Annotated in this window: 15 protein-coding genes; 14 read left to right on the top strand and 1 reads right to left on the bottom strand. The window is 35.5% G+C overall.

The window, feature by feature from the left end; all coding sequences use genetic code 11:
• Nucleotides 1-92 precede the first annotated feature (92 nt).
• The 8 genes from D1B17_RS08735 to D1B17_RS08700 all read left to right on the top strand — a co-directional run bounded on the left by D1B17_RS08735 (nucleotide 93) and on the right by D1B17_RS08700 (nucleotide 5,545).
• Nucleotides 93-1,151 carry a methionine ABC transporter ATP-binding protein gene (locus D1B17_RS08735; RefSeq protein ID WP_120142056.1) on the top strand — a complete coding sequence of 353 codons (1,059 nt, stop codon included), beginning with the start codon at nucleotides 93-95 and terminating at the stop codon, nucleotides 1,149-1,151.
• 3 nt (nucleotides 1,152-1,154) lie between these two features.
• The gene (locus D1B17_RS08730) at nucleotides 1,155-1,844 is read left to right on the top strand and encodes a methionine ABC transporter permease (protein WP_120142057.1); all 690 of its coding nucleotides are present in this window, start codon (nucleotides 1,155-1,157) and stop codon (nucleotides 1,842-1,844) included.
• A gap of 517 nt (nucleotides 1,845-2,361) precedes the next feature.
• Nucleotides 2,362-3,183 carry a MetQ/NlpA family ABC transporter substrate-binding protein gene (locus tag D1B17_RS08725; RefSeq protein ID WP_166806663.1) on the top strand — a complete coding sequence of 274 codons (822 nt, stop codon included), beginning with the start codon at nucleotides 2,362-2,364 and terminating at the stop codon, nucleotides 3,181-3,183.
• 46 nt (nucleotides 3,184-3,229) lie between these two features.
• Nucleotides 3,230-3,517: a hypothetical protein gene (locus D1B17_RS08720; RefSeq protein WP_120142059.1), complete on the top strand. Its 288-nt coding sequence runs from the start codon at nucleotides 3,230-3,232 to the stop codon at nucleotides 3,515-3,517.
• 238 nt (nucleotides 3,518-3,755) lie between these two features.
• Entirely contained in the window at nucleotides 3,756-4,574 is an 819-nt protein-coding gene (locus D1B17_RS08715; RefSeq protein ID WP_120142060.1) for a helix-turn-helix domain-containing protein, read from the top strand.
• Nucleotides 4,575-4,649: 75 nt separating this feature from the next.
• Complete coding sequence (locus D1B17_RS08710; protein ID WP_120142061.1) at nucleotides 4,650-5,069, top strand: hypothetical protein; 420 nt, start codon at nucleotides 4,650-4,652, stop codon at nucleotides 5,067-5,069.
• Between the two features lie 80 nt (nucleotides 5,070-5,149).
• Nucleotides 5,150-5,335, top strand: a complete 186-nt coding sequence (locus tag D1B17_RS08705; RefSeq protein ID WP_120142062.1) for a PspC domain-containing protein — start codon at nucleotides 5,150-5,152, stop codon at nucleotides 5,333-5,335.
• Between the two features lie 27 nt (nucleotides 5,336-5,362).
• On the top strand, nucleotides 5,363-5,545 hold the full coding sequence (locus tag D1B17_RS08700; protein WP_420868395.1) for a PspC domain-containing protein: 183 nt from the start codon (nucleotides 5,363-5,365) through the stop codon (nucleotides 5,543-5,545).
• A gap of 113 nt (nucleotides 5,546-5,658) precedes the next feature.
• Here D1B17_RS08700 and D1B17_RS08695 read toward each other — a convergent pair whose 3' ends face one another.
• The gene (locus D1B17_RS08695; protein WP_166806662.1) at nucleotides 5,659-6,450 is read right to left on the bottom strand and encodes an HAD family hydrolase; all 792 of its coding nucleotides are present in this window, start codon (nucleotides 6,448-6,450) and stop codon (nucleotides 5,659-5,661) included.
• Nucleotides 6,451-6,571: 121 nt separating this feature from the next.
• On the opposite strand from D1B17_RS08695, the gene D1B17_RS08690 reads away from it, so the two are divergent.
• The 6 genes from D1B17_RS08690 (at nucleotide 6,572) to lpdD (ending at nucleotide 13,034) form a co-directional block, all read left to right on the top strand.
• Nucleotides 6,572-7,480, top strand: coding sequence for a LysR family transcriptional regulator (locus D1B17_RS08690; protein ID WP_120144204.1), 909 nt, complete (start codon nucleotides 6,572-6,574; stop codon nucleotides 7,478-7,480).
• A complete protein-coding gene (locus D1B17_RS08685) occupies nucleotides 7,437-9,767 on the top strand; it encodes a UvrD-helicase domain-containing protein (RefSeq protein WP_120142065.1) in 2,331 nt (776 codons plus the stop codon). The genes D1B17_RS08690 and D1B17_RS08685 overlap by 44 nt, the downstream gene beginning before the upstream one ends.
• Nucleotides 9,768-10,119: 352 nt before the next feature.
• Nucleotides 10,120-10,404 carry a LasU family protein gene (locus tag D1B17_RS08680; RefSeq protein WP_120142066.1) on the top strand — a complete coding sequence of 95 codons (285 nt, stop codon included), beginning with the start codon at nucleotides 10,120-10,122 and terminating at the stop codon, nucleotides 10,402-10,404.
• Nucleotides 10,405-10,566: 162 nt separating this feature from the next.
• Nucleotides 10,567-12,039, top strand: a complete 1,473-nt coding sequence (locus tag D1B17_RS08675; protein WP_120142067.1) for a UbiD family decarboxylase — start codon at nucleotides 10,567-10,569, stop codon at nucleotides 12,037-12,039.
• A gap of 12 nt (nucleotides 12,040-12,051) precedes the next feature.
• Nucleotides 12,052-12,624: a UbiX family flavin prenyltransferase gene (locus D1B17_RS08670; RefSeq protein WP_120142068.1), complete on the top strand. Its 573-nt coding sequence runs from the start codon at nucleotides 12,052-12,054 to the stop codon at nucleotides 12,622-12,624.
• Nucleotides 12,624-13,034, top strand: coding sequence for a prenylated flavin chaperone LpdD (lpdD, locus tag D1B17_RS08665; RefSeq protein WP_120142069.1), 411 nt, complete (start codon nucleotides 12,624-12,626; stop codon nucleotides 13,032-13,034). The genes D1B17_RS08670 and lpdD overlap by 1 nt, the downstream gene beginning before the upstream one ends.
• Nucleotides 13,035-13,063: the final 29 nt, after the last annotated feature.

Below are 13,063 nucleotides of genomic sequence, written 5' to 3'. Positions count from 1 at the left end.
ACCGGAGAACCACATGACTGATGATTTGGGGATCGTTTAGTCAGACAAACTACCATGATTCAAAGATTTTAAGTTAAGGGAGTAATTATTAAATGGCAGAACAAAATGGGATAATTCAGCTTAAGAATATTGATGTTACCTTTCAAAATGAAGGTAAAACGATTGAAGCTGTCAAAGACGTTTCAATTGATGTTAAGAAAGGTGACGTTTTCGGGGTGATTGGCTACTCTGGTGCTGGTAAGAGTACCTTGGTTCGAGTAATCAACTTATTACAAAAACCAACTGCTGGATCAGTTATCGTAAATGGTCAAAACATGCTCGAGTTAAGTCAAAAAGATTTACGTACAGCTCGTCGTAATATTGGAATGATTTTCCAACACTTTAATTTAATGAATTCTTTGACTGTCTATGGAAATGTTGATTTTCCCTTACGTGATTCAGGTTTGAGTAAAGCTGAACGTAAGAAGAAAATTGATAAATTATTAGACATCGTAGGGTTGTCAGATCGGGCAAATAACTACCCATCTCAATTGTCAGGTGGTCAGAAACAACGTGTTGCGATTGCACGTGCGCTAGCTAATGACCCAGAGATTTTGATCTCTGATGAAGCTACTAGTGCTTTGGATCCGAAAACTACCACAGAAATTTTGGATCTACTTGGTCGTTTGAATAAGGAACTTGGAATTACTATTGTGATTATCACTCACGAAATGGACGCTATTAAGCAAGTATGTAATCGGGTTTCCGTCATGGAAAATGGTCGTTTAATTGAAGAAGGCGACTTACTTTCTATTTTCGGTAATCCTAAGGAACAATTGACCAAAGACTTTGTTAATACTTCAACACATATCGGTTCAGTTCTTGATGAAATTCGTGATAGTGGAATTGTTGATAAACTTTCTGGACGCTTGATTGAATTGAACTATATCGGTGATTCAACTAACGAACCGATAGTTGTTGAATTGTATAAACGTTTCCAAGTTGAAGCAAATATTCTTTTCAGTAATATTGAAAGACTCCAAAATACCACAGTTGGAATTATGTTATTTGCTTTAACGGGTGAAGATGACAAAGTTGAAGCAGCAATTAAGTATTTAAATAGTTTGAAAGTTAATGTTAAAGAAATTGATTTAAAGAAAGAGGGCAAATAATTCATGACAGGATTAGTAAATAAGTTTTTACCTAACGTAGTTGCTAACTGGGAAGGCGATAATGGTTTCGTTACCGCAATCTGGCAAACACTTTATATGACTTTTGTCAGTGCATTATTTGCCGGTATTATTGGTATCATCTTAGGAATTCTTTTAGTAGTCACATCAAAGGATGGCATTACACCACATAAGAATTTCTACTATTGGTTAGATAAGATTGTTAACTTGTTCAGATCAATTCCTTTCATCATTTTGCTAGCGGTTATCGGACCGTTTACAAAATTGATTGTTGGACAAACAATTGGACCTACAGGTGCTTTAGTACCGTTGGTTATCGGTACAGCTCCATTCTTCGCACGACAAGTTCAATTAGCTTTAGTCGAAGTTGATCCTGGTGTGATTGAAGCCGCTGAAGCAATTGGATTGTCACCAATGAAAATCATTTTCCGCGTTTACCTTCGTGAAGGTTTACCTGAATTGATTCGTTCTGGAACCTTGACAATTATTAGTTTGATCGGATTAACTGCCATGGCTGGTGCCGTTGGTGGTGGTGGTCTTGGTAATATGGCGATTTCCGTCGGTTACCAACGATTTGAAAATGACGTCACGATCGTATCCATGTTATTCATTTTGGTATTGGTTTTCGTTATTCAAGGACTGGGAGATTTCGCAGTTCGCAAGCTAGAACATTAATTTAATTACTACTACCACAATCGTAATTAAATTGATTGGTATTTTGAAAAGTAAATATGAGAAAGTTTGCTTTTAAATACCGCGCCACAAAAAGACGCTGCTATTTGGCAAACATTGCCTGATAGTAGCGTCTTTTTATTTTGTTATATGCCGTCTCCAGAGTGGAAAAGAATTAACGGGCTGTGCGGACCGCCTCGAGCCAAGGTCTCGAGGCTCGGTTTGAAGCCTTGCAAGTTCAGCAAGTCTCCAAACACGCCCGGTGCTGTAAGAACGAGAAAACCACTCGTCCTAACACCACTTTCACTGCCTGTTAATCTTTTCCACTCTTCCGACTAAATAATTAAGTTGAATGCAGGAATATATTACCACTGAAATTAAAAATTCTTGTATATTAGACGATTTACTACTACCACGAAATTCATTTTTAACTAGCTTACTTGGAGTGAGAAATATTGAAAATGATAGTCAAAACTTCTTACTCCAAGAAGTAGCTTTACCCATTTGAGGAGGAGAAATTATGAAGAAGCAAATTAAGGGGATATTACTAGTATTCATTACCACACTTAGTTTATTTATTTTAGCAGGTTGTGGCAGCAATAATTCTGGAAAGACTGTGAAAGTTGGTATTACTGGTGCTAATGATCCAGCTTTGGAAAAAGTTGCCAAAATTGTTAAAAAAGAGGGTATCAATATAAAAATCGTTGAATTTTCAGATTACAGTCAACCAAATACGGCTTTGGCTGCAGGTGAGATTGATATGAATGATTTCCAAACATATACGTTCCAAAGTGATTGGAATAAGAAACATAAAACTAATATTGTGACGTTAGGTACAACAGTAATTGCACCAATGTCACTTTTTTCCAAAAAGATTACCAATATTAGTCAATTAAAGAAAGGTGATAAAATCGCCATTCCTAATGATGTAACTAATGAGGGTCGAGCACTACAATTGTTGGAAAGCGCAGGTTTGATTAAGTTGAACAATGCGAAGATTCCAAGTTTGCGTGATATTACTGAAAATACTCGTGGATTAAAGATATCCTCACTAGATGCTGGTCAAACAGCCAAATCATTAGATGACGTTACAGCAGCTTGTGTTAACAGTGGTGTTGCCAGCGACGCTAAATTGAATCCTAAAAATGCCGTTTATCGTGAAAAAATCACAGCTAAATCTAAACCTTATGTCAATATTCTTTCAGCCAACGCCAAGGACAAAGATAACTCAACTTTCAAGAAAATTGTTAAAGCCTACCATACGAAGGAAGTTGCTGACGTAATTAAGAAACAATTCCATGGTTACGAGAGTCCAGCTTGGACTTATAAAGAACTTCAGTGATAATATTAATTGCACGTCAAAGAATTGATTAAAAGGAGTGGGATTAGTGGAAGCTTTGGAATACAATTTTCCGGACGGAACGTATAAGTTCATCACGATGAGTAGATCAGTTTATACAATAATAATTAAGAATTCACAGGTATTTTTGAATCGAAAACGTGATGAATTACGGGGTAAAGAATTGAGAATGGACACAGAAAATATTGAAGTTTTGAATCCATTCAGAATCGAAGTAGGTCAACCAGCTATTTTGGCATTGCAACCACTTAATCCAGAGGCTGCTTTTACAACTCGAATTACCACTCCAGTTGTAAAAATATCACAAGAAAATTAATAAGAGAGTGTGACCAAACATGGTTAGCTTTCGAGCATTAAGGCGAATTAGACTCGTAATCCGATTTTTGGATTGCGAGTCTAATTTGTTTTCAGCGGAAAAAGCAATGTTTTGTTGCACGTTTATGTTGCATTTTTGAGAAAAAAATAGTTATATCACAGTTCCTTTTTTGTGTATTTATTCCCAATTTACTTTAGAATTGAAGTAAGTAATTAAAAGTAGAAGTCAGGGATTGTATATGAAAAATTTAGGGACTGTCTTAAAAGAATTACGTAAAGAAAAAGGATTGACGCAAAAGGAACTGGCCGAGGGTGTTTGTGCGCAATCAATGTTGTCAGCAATTGAGAATGATGTTTATATTCCCAACGCTAATTTGTTGATCAATTTGGCGAATAAGCTAAATGTTGATTTGAATGAAATTAGTCTGGCATCTAATTACACTATTAGTAAAAATGATGATTTTAACCAAACAGTGGATAAGTTGTGTAATCAGCACCAATATAAGGAGTTATTAGCTTTTCTACAACAAGATAATGTACTTGATAGTTTGGATACAGCAGCTCAAATGCAAGCGTACTATTACTACTTGGGTGTTTCGCAGTTACAAACGGGGGCCTTGGATGAAGGACTAGCATCTTTTAAGCTATCTTTGGCGGAGGTTAATCACTTACATTTAAATACTATTTCACGATTAGGCTATTTGGCGATGGGATGTATTGATGCGCTACAAAATAATAAAACGAGTGCCATTGATAATATTGATTTGGCCTTTCGTAATTGGAATGAATTTTCTTATGATGAAAATCAAAATATTATTTATTACTTAGCAGCTTTAATTTATTTCAAGTTGAATGACTATCAAAATTCAACAGCCTATTTAGTTGATGGCATTAGTTTCATTGCTAAGCATGATTCGCATTATATGTTAGCTAACTGCTATTTTTTGATGGCTCGTTTAGCTCAAGAAGCACATGACGACGATAAACGTTTGGAAGCCCACCAGCGTAAAGACTTATTTTCAGAATTGTATGGTGAAAAAGTTTTTACTGATTTTTAAAATATCAGAATGCTGATTTCAAATTGAGAGGATTTTTTCATATGATTACTTCATCAAATCAAGGGAGTAATAATCATGGAAAAATTATTTCAAAATGAAATCTTAATTAAGGCTGATAAAAATAGTGTTCAACAATTTTTATTAACAGCTCCGAATTGGCTAAAGTGGAATTGGGCGATTGGAAAAATTGAACCGGTTGCCAAAAATACTTATGCGATTCATCGAGATGTTGATGCGTTAAATAAAGATGAAATTGTTGAAATTAAAGCTTTAAATAATAAAATTGTTTGTAAAAGTACAACTGGTCGTTTAGAATATCAACTGATTTTTGAATTGGCTGAGCAAGCTGGATTAACCAAAATTACCGAGACACTTTATCCGACAAATAATTTACATTTACCACTAACCTTACTGGCCCCAATTGCTAAACATGCTTTTAACCAAAACTTACAGGTACTAAAGGATTTGTTAGAAGTCCAAGTGACAAAATTGTAAGTTTGATGTAAGTGAATTCAATGTACTATTTATTTGGAATCATTTATTATGTAATTAAAGATAAGAGGAGGAAGTAGCTTATGCATATTTCAATTAGACGTTCTAGAAGTAATTACGTATTTGCCGGTGTTATCGGTGGTTTGTCAGAGCATTTCCAGTGGAATCCAACAATTGCCAGAGTATTATGGGTTATTTTAAGTTTGACACCATTTCCGGGTATCATAGGCTACTTAGTTCTCTGGATGTTAATGGAAAATCCTGAATAATAGAGGTTAGAGACAATGCATATTTCTGTGAAGAGATCAAAAGACAATCAAATTTTAGGTGGAGTTATTGCTGGTTTTTGTGAAAAGTATGACTGGAATCCTGCCATTGGTCGTATTCTTTATGTGGCACTATCGTTGACACCAATGTTTCCAGGAATTATCGTTTATTTGATTTTGTTACTATTGATGGAAAGACCGGATGAAAATTAGTTTATTCTTGAGTAGATGAATAAGCTATATATCATTTGAAGTAAAAAAGGCTAGATATATTTTTTCTGTGGATTATACCAAGGAAAAAATATCTAGCCTTTTTATATGCAATTTTATAGCCGGAAAAATTCTGCGAGTGTATTTAAAACGCCGTCGTGATCATTATCGTCTTTAGTAATATGATCAGCGGTCTTGAGAATTTTTGGCTTAGCATTTTTCATAGCAAAACTGATGCCTGATTCAGCTAACATTTCTAAGTCATTTGTGTTGTCGCCAAATGACATTACATTTTTTAGAGAAAGATCCAATTTTTGGCAAAGATGTTGTAGTCCCAAACTTTTGTTAACGTTGTTGCTCATAATGTCGATACTTCCAAAGCCACTGACAGCCGCATAGATTTTTGAGCCATATTTTTCATTTAATAATTCGACTCCGGTATCAAGATCTTCGTGTTGTAATTGAATGTTCAATTTAAATATTTCGTCATTGACCCTCGTCAGGTCATCAACACATACTAGATTATTGATGTGATAAAGAGGTTGATTCTCTGCAGTATTGGAATAGCTGGCTTTTTTTCCTGAGAGTGAAAGTGCTTTGAGTTCCAATTCTTTATCGAAAGTTTGAATCATATCGTTGACTAATGTATTGGGGAGCGTTTTTTCGTAAAGTGTTTCTTGCTGGTTATAAATTTGGGCCCCATTTTCGGCAATGAAGACATCAATGTTAGGACTCTGTTGAAAGATTTTTTCCAAATGATCTCGATTATTGCCGCTAGCAACAGCAAATTTAATATCTTTTTGATGTAATAAATCTAAATAATTATTAAAACGCTTTACATCATAGTTGTGCTCAGAATCAAATAGCGTTCCATCAATATCGGAAGCTATCAATTTAATCTTTGTCAAAATATTTCCTCCTCTAATTAACATACGTTAACCATACGGGTTCAAATTTATTTTTTCAACTGAAGTTTATTAAATGCTACAATTAATTCCAATGTGGAATATTTTAGAGGGGGGTGTTGTCTTGGATATTCATAAATTTAAGGTCTTGGTTGATTTATCAAGAACGCTTAATTATACGGATACGGCAGAAAATTTGTTTACTACGCAGGGAAACATTTCAAAGCAAATTTTGGCGTTAGAAAAGGATTTAGGAACGAAGCTTTTTAAACGTGCCCATCGAAGGATTGAATTAACTTCGGAAGGACAATTGATATTGCCATACGCTCAAAAAATTTTGAAAGATTACTCTGAGATGACAGTTAAATTGGCCGAGTTTCAAGCTTCTGAAAGTTCCATCATTGAGATGCAGACAATTCCAACTATGCCTAGTTATCAAAGTTTTACATTGATTAGTCAATTTTTAAAAGCCTATCCGGAGATTCAAATACAATTGAAGGAAGATGAAAGTTATAATTTGTTGACGTCTTTAAAGGCTGGTAAATGTGAAATTGTATTTGCGCGCACGTTTGACTTCAATGATAACGATTTGGATCGAATAATCATGGAGGACGATAAATTTGTCGCCGTTTTACCCTATGATCACGCATTAGCTAAGTCGCACGAATTGAATTTAGCTGAATTGAAGAATGAAAAGTTTTTGATTTTGGGTGCGTCAACTAATCTATATGAACCAGTTTTACAACTTTGTCGAAAAGCTGGCTTTCAACCAAAAATAACTTATCGGGGCACGCGTGTGGACTTGATCATGCAAATGGTTCAAAATAATATGGGTGTGTCAGTGATGACAGCTAAAACGGCCAAGCAATTTGCTAACCCGTCTGTCGCAATTGTACCGTTGACATCGAATATTAATAATAAACTTTGTTTCATCAGAGTTAAGGGACATCATTCTCAAGCCAATGATCTCTTTTGGAACTATGTTTTAAATGAAAGTAATGGGGGACAAAACGATTCAAGAATTATCAACTAATGAAATAATTGATCTGATGGAATCAGGTCTTAATATGAAGTTCTCCGATGAACAAATAAAAATTTTAAATAATGATTTTACGAAACCGCTACTCGTTAATGCGTGTGCTGGTTCCGGCAAGACAACCATCTTTATTTTGATGGCGTTAATTGCCGTTGCCAAAGGAAATGCTGACCCAGACGAAATCTTGGGGATAACTTTCTCGCATAAATCCCGAGTTGATATGGGCAATCGATTTAATAAGTTTGTGACCGAGCTATCAGATACGGGGTTAGAATTCCCGGTCGGGCGACCAAATTTCACAACCTTTCATGCCTTGTTTTATCAACTGTTACGACAAAACCCTGAGTATCGTGATGCTCAAGTTTTAACTAGTTATCGTCTATTTATGCGTGATTTATCAGATCAAATTAAGCATCCTAGTAACGTTATAACGAAGGCTGAGATGTTAGAAGAAATGTTTGACCTCAACGAATACATGATTAATCAAGGTCTAACGACTGACGGTATTTTACCAACTGTAACCGAAAACGAGCCATTATCACAATCGATTAAGGTTATGGCCGAATATTCACGTCAGAACCATGATGATAATTTTTATGAAGATTATGTTGATGTGATTGATAAATATCAAGAATTAAAGCGCCGCGATGGATATATCGATTTCAATGATATGAAGATGTTGCTGTTGGATAGTATGAACAATCCTGAGTATTTGCAATATTATCAAAATATCATGTCACGTTATAAGATAGCGGTGATTGATGAGTTTCAAGATATCGATAATTTGCAGTGGCAAATAATTTCTAAATTACTCAGTCCCGAAACGATGCAACATTTAATTGTGATTGGTGACGATGACCAGAGTATTTATTCGTTTAGGGGTAGTAATCCACAGTATATTTTGAATTACAAGCGGCTACTGCCAGATGCTCAGAAGTTGAATCTATCAACTAATTATCGGACGGGTGAGAAAATTCTTAAACGTGTTGTTCCTTTAATTAAGCATAATCATGTTCGACTCGATAAAGATTTATTATCTGGTCGTCCCGATGTTGGTAAATTTGTCTTATATAGCAGTAAGAAATCAGGCTTTAGTCGGACTTCAAAGATGTTAAAACGACTAGTTAAGCAAATTAACGATCCTGAAATCAACAATGATGATATTGCTATTTTAGTGCGGTACAACTCTTCCAGAATGTTACTGGCTGATTGGTTAGCCAATCAAGAAATATATGCCAATATTAATAATTCTGGTGCAATTCTGCAAAATAATTTAATTTATCGAATTATAACTGAACTGATGAAAGCTCTCTGGCAGGATAAATATAAGTATTTTGCTAATCAAGCTAACCGTATCGGCTTTCGAGCTTATAAAGACCATACGATAAAAGTTGAGACTCGAGCCAATGATGAATTTCATAAATTGAGTAAATATTTGTTAGCCGCTGAAGCGTATAACGCCGAAACAAACACTCCCTATAAGCGGACCGATGAGCGTGTGCAAGTTTATTTCAATAGTATTAAACGTTTTAAAAATAAAATGAATGATTCTGACGATGAGGCAACTAAGCAGAAATTATCTAAAAGTTTGATGAAGGATTTGTACAAAGCTGCGATTAAGTTAACTGATAAATATTTTGATTTCATGGAAGATAAAAATTTCATGTCCAAAGTTGAAGTTAACGACATCAAGGCATATCTGGAAGAAGAAATTGAAACTTATACCGATGTGGATGCGTTCTTTTTAGATGAAGAACAGAAAAAGAATATTCTTTCGAGTCGAATGGAACAGGGAAAACAAGAACATCGAATCCAATTTTTGTCATTGCATCAGGCTAAAGGATTGGAGTTTAAGTACGTTTATTTGTATGGTTTAACGAACAAGGAAGTTGAAAGTGCCGCCGTCGCTTTGAATAACTGGTTCCCACCTGAAATGCCATTTGATCAATTTGTTAAAAAGTGGAAGTTGGTTTATAACAAGAGTTATGAGTTTTTGGAACGAGCTTTGCAGTCAGCACATATTGATAACTATAAAGATATTACGAATAATAATGGTTTTAATCCAATCAATTTGGATAAAACATTGGATAAGAAAAAAGAATTTTCGATGTTTCATATTTTTTACAAAGAAGTGGAAAATTACTCGGCATTTATTGAGGAAGAGCGCCGGTTACTATATGTTGGGGTGACGCGGGCACAACAGGAATTGTGTTTACGAATTGCTCCTGATTCAAATCCGTTGTTGTTTGAAATGAGATTGCCTAAGAAGAAAACTAAGAAGTAGTTATTAGCGTATGATGGTTGTGCGTAGTTTAAATATGCCACCTGCAGGAGTAAGAAATTTTGGTCGCTATGGGGACCGGTTGGAGCCAAGGTCTCCAACCTCGATTTTGAACCTCGCAAGGTACGCGAGTTTCAAAAGTCGTCCCGTGATGTAATGGCTAAAGCCATAACGCCACTTTCACAGCGACCAAAATTTCTTATTCCTTCCGGTTAGTTTATTCGTTGTTTTGGATAGATAGTTGGGTTTATGAAGGTTTAATCTTAGGTTAAGAATGCAAAAATGATTCAAAATCATGGTAAAAAAATCAAGATATTACTGTGTTTAGCAGATTACATATTATTGGGGGAAAGTAATGAAAATTCGTCGTATTATTGAGGTTATTCCGACACTTATCTTAATTGGAATTTATTTTTATAGCTTGTCATTGCGAATGTCTGGTGGTGTCTGGAATAATTCGTTTGTAATTAGTATTACTGGTTTGAGTGTTTATATTCCGGTAATTTCATTCTTTGAAGCAATGGTTAATTCTTCACGGAATCTTAAATATAAGAGGCAAAATCGATTGTTCTATGGTTATATGATTGCGGTTTGGGTTATTTCTTTAATTGTGGCTGTTTTGTCTATGGAACAAGGGTAAAACCAATGTACTAGTATTCATTTTGTTTTTATCGCTCAGGTTATTAAAATTTTAAGTAATAATAAAGCATTCCATTATGGAATGCTTTTTGCTTTATCTTGAATTGTTCTGTGACTATCTCAAGCCCTATACTAATCACTGTTAAGAAAGAGAGGTAATCGTATGTCAGAACAATTATATGATTTGCGAAGTGTTATTGAGGAATTAAAACAATTGCCCGATGAATATCATGAAACTAATGTTGAGGTTGATCAGATTGCAGAACTATCTGGTGTCTATCGTTATATCGGTGCCGGTGGTACGGTAAAACGTCCGACAAAGGTTGGCCCATCAATGATGTTTAATAATATCAAAGGTTTTCCTGATTCTCGAATTTATATTGGGTCAATGGCTAGTCGTAAGCGTGTCGGAAAGATTTTGCATCACGATTACAAGACTCTCGGTCGTTTTTTGAAAGATTCAGTAGATAATCCAATTGCACCGGTAGTGGTTGATGAAAAGGATGCTCCTGTGCAAGAAGTTGTGCATAAAGTAACTGATAAAGGCTTTGATATTCGTAAAATTTTACCGGCAGCGACGAATACTGAATATGATGCTGGTCCTTATATTACGGTTGGGGTAGTCCTCGGGTCTAATCCTGATAAAACGATGACTGATGTAACAATTCATCGCATGGTTTTGGAGGATAAAGATACTTTAGGTATGTATATTATGCCTGGTGGTCGTCATATCGGTCATTTTCAAAAGGAATTTGAGAAATTGAATAAACCAATGCCTATTACGATTAATATCGGATTGGATCCGGCGATTACCATTGGAGCAACTTTTGAACCACCTACAACGCCATTAGGTTACGATGAATTGAATGTTGCAGGAGCTTTGCGTCAACAAGCAGTTCAATTAGTTAATGCTAAAACAGTCAATGAAAAAGCGATTGCTCGAGCTGAATATGTAATTGAAGCTGAAATTATGCCAAATCAAACGATGCAAGAAGATATCAATACGAATACTGGCAAGGCAATGCCTGAATTTCCGGGATACGATGGGGATGCTAACCCCGCAGTGAACGTGGTTAAGGTGAAGGCCGTTACCCACCGTGAAAATCCAATTTTCCAAACGATGATTGGACCTAGTGAGGAACATGTTTCTATGGCAGGTATTCCAACTGAAGCATCAATTTTGGAATTAGTTGATAAAGCTATTCCGGGTAAAGTAGTTAACGTTTATAATCCGCCTGCTGGTGGTGGTAAGTTGATGACTATTATGCAAATTCATAAGGATAATGAAGCTGATGAAGGTTTGCAACGACAAGCTGCTATCTTAGCTTTGTCAGCCTTTAAAGAATTGAAGACAGTCATTTTAGTTGATGATGATGTGGATATTTTTGATATGAATGACGTTATGTGGACCTTGAATACTCGTTTTCAAGGTGATAAAGATATCATGGTGCTTTCTGGGATGCGAAATCATCCACTTGATCCGTCAGAACGTCCGGAGTATGATCCTAAATCAATTCGTTTTCGTGGGATGAGTTCAAAGACAATTTTGGACGGAACGGTGCCATTTGATATGAAAGATCAATTTGAACGTGCGCAATTTAAAGAAGTTAAGGATTGGCAAAAATATTTAGATTAGGGAAGTGTTGAAATGTCACGGACGAGAAAAATTGTTATTGGTGTAACGGGAGCTTCAGGGACAATTTATGCAATTGATTTGATGAAAAAGTTAAATTCAATTGAAAATGTTGAAACACACGTTGTTTTCAGTGCTTGGGCGAAGAAAAATCTCCAGTTAGAGACGAATTTATCATTAAAAGAAATCAAGGATTTAGCCGACTACTTTTATAGTGATAGTGACCTTGGAGCAACGATTGCCAGTGGTTCATTTTTAACTGATGGAATGATTATTGTGCCTGCTAGTATGAAAACAGTTGCTAGTATCGCTGTTGGTATTGGTGACAATTTAATTTCTCGTGCTGCCGATGTGACATTAAAAGAGCAACGCAAATTAATTATTGCTCCCCGAGAGACACCGCTAAGTACGATTCATTTGGAAAATATGACTAAATTATCTCGAATGGGCGTTCAGATGATTCCGCCGATTCCGGCCTTTTACAATCAACCTAAGACGATTCAAGATTTGGTTGACCATCAAACAATGAAAGAATTAGATGCCTTAGGAATTGAAAATGATATCAGTGGCCGTTGGGAGGGAATTTAATGAAATTTTCAGTGACACAAGAAAATTACACAATGATAGCTGATGTTGAAGTAATTGGAAAAGATTTATTGATTAAAATTACGGGCGGAGATACCCCTCATATTGGTTCAGTTACGACTTTAACAAAGGAAACTGATTTAGAAACGATTCGTTATCCAAGTCATGACGGTCGTTTGCATAAAGATGATGTATTGGCTGTGCGTGTTGGTAAAATTATTCAAGATTATTTGCCAGGCAGCTGCACGATTACAGCTGGGGTTCATGTAAATCATATCTCTAAGAAACAAATTATGGTTTCGGCAATGATGTCGAAAAATTTAGGCGAGCAAATTAGAACTTGGTTAGAAGAAACTGATTTTAGTAATAGTCCTAAACCAATTTATTATAGTGATAATGAAAAGCCACAATAAAAAAACATTCCTTTAGCGGGAATGTTTTT

Origin of the sequence: Companilactobacillus zhachilii, from assembly GCF_003606365.2 — a bacterium.
Taxonomy (GTDB): domain Bacteria; phylum Bacillota; class Bacilli; order Lactobacillales; family Lactobacillaceae; genus Companilactobacillus; species Companilactobacillus zhachilii.
Note: the sequence above shows the minus strand (reverse complement) of the source record. Positions and strands in the feature narration are given on the sequence as shown.

Bases quoted from the DNA above. Each gene is read 5' to 3' on its own strand.
- D1B17_RS08735 (WP_120142056.1), top strand. From the start codon at position 93: ATGGCAGAACAAAATGGGATAATTCAGCTTAAGAATATTGATGTTACC.
- D1B17_RS08730 (WP_120142057.1), top strand. From the start codon at position 1,155: ATGACAGGATTAGTAAATAAGTTTTTACCTAACGTAGTTGCTAACTGG.
- D1B17_RS08725 (WP_166806663.1), top strand. From the start codon at position 2,362: ATGAAGAAGCAAATTAAGGGGATATTACTAGTATTCATTACCACACTT.
- D1B17_RS08715 (WP_120142060.1), top strand. From the start codon at position 3,756: ATGAAAAATTTAGGGACTGTCTTAAAAGAATTACGTAAAGAAAAAGGA.
- D1B17_RS08710 (WP_120142061.1), top strand. From the start codon at position 4,650: ATGGAAAAATTATTTCAAAATGAAATCTTAATTAAGGCTGATAAAAAT.
- D1B17_RS08705 (WP_120142062.1), top strand. From the start codon at position 5,150: ATGCATATTTCAATTAGACGTTCTAGAAGTAATTACGTATTTGCCGGT.
- D1B17_RS08685 (WP_120142065.1), top strand. From the start codon at position 7,437: ATGAAAGTAATGGGGGACAAAACGATTCAAGAATTATCAACTAATGAA.
- D1B17_RS08680 (WP_120142066.1), top strand. From the start codon at position 10,120: ATGAAAATTCGTCGTATTATTGAGGTTATTCCGACACTTATCTTAATT.
- D1B17_RS08675 (WP_120142067.1), top strand. From the start codon at position 10,567: ATGTCAGAACAATTATATGATTTGCGAAGTGTTATTGAGGAATTAAAA.
- D1B17_RS08670 (WP_120142068.1), top strand. From the start codon at position 12,052: ATGTCACGGACGAGAAAAATTGTTATTGGTGTAACGGGAGCTTCAGGG.
- lpdD (WP_120142069.1), top strand. From the start codon at position 12,624: ATGAAATTTTCAGTGACACAAGAAAATTACACAATGATAGCTGATGTT.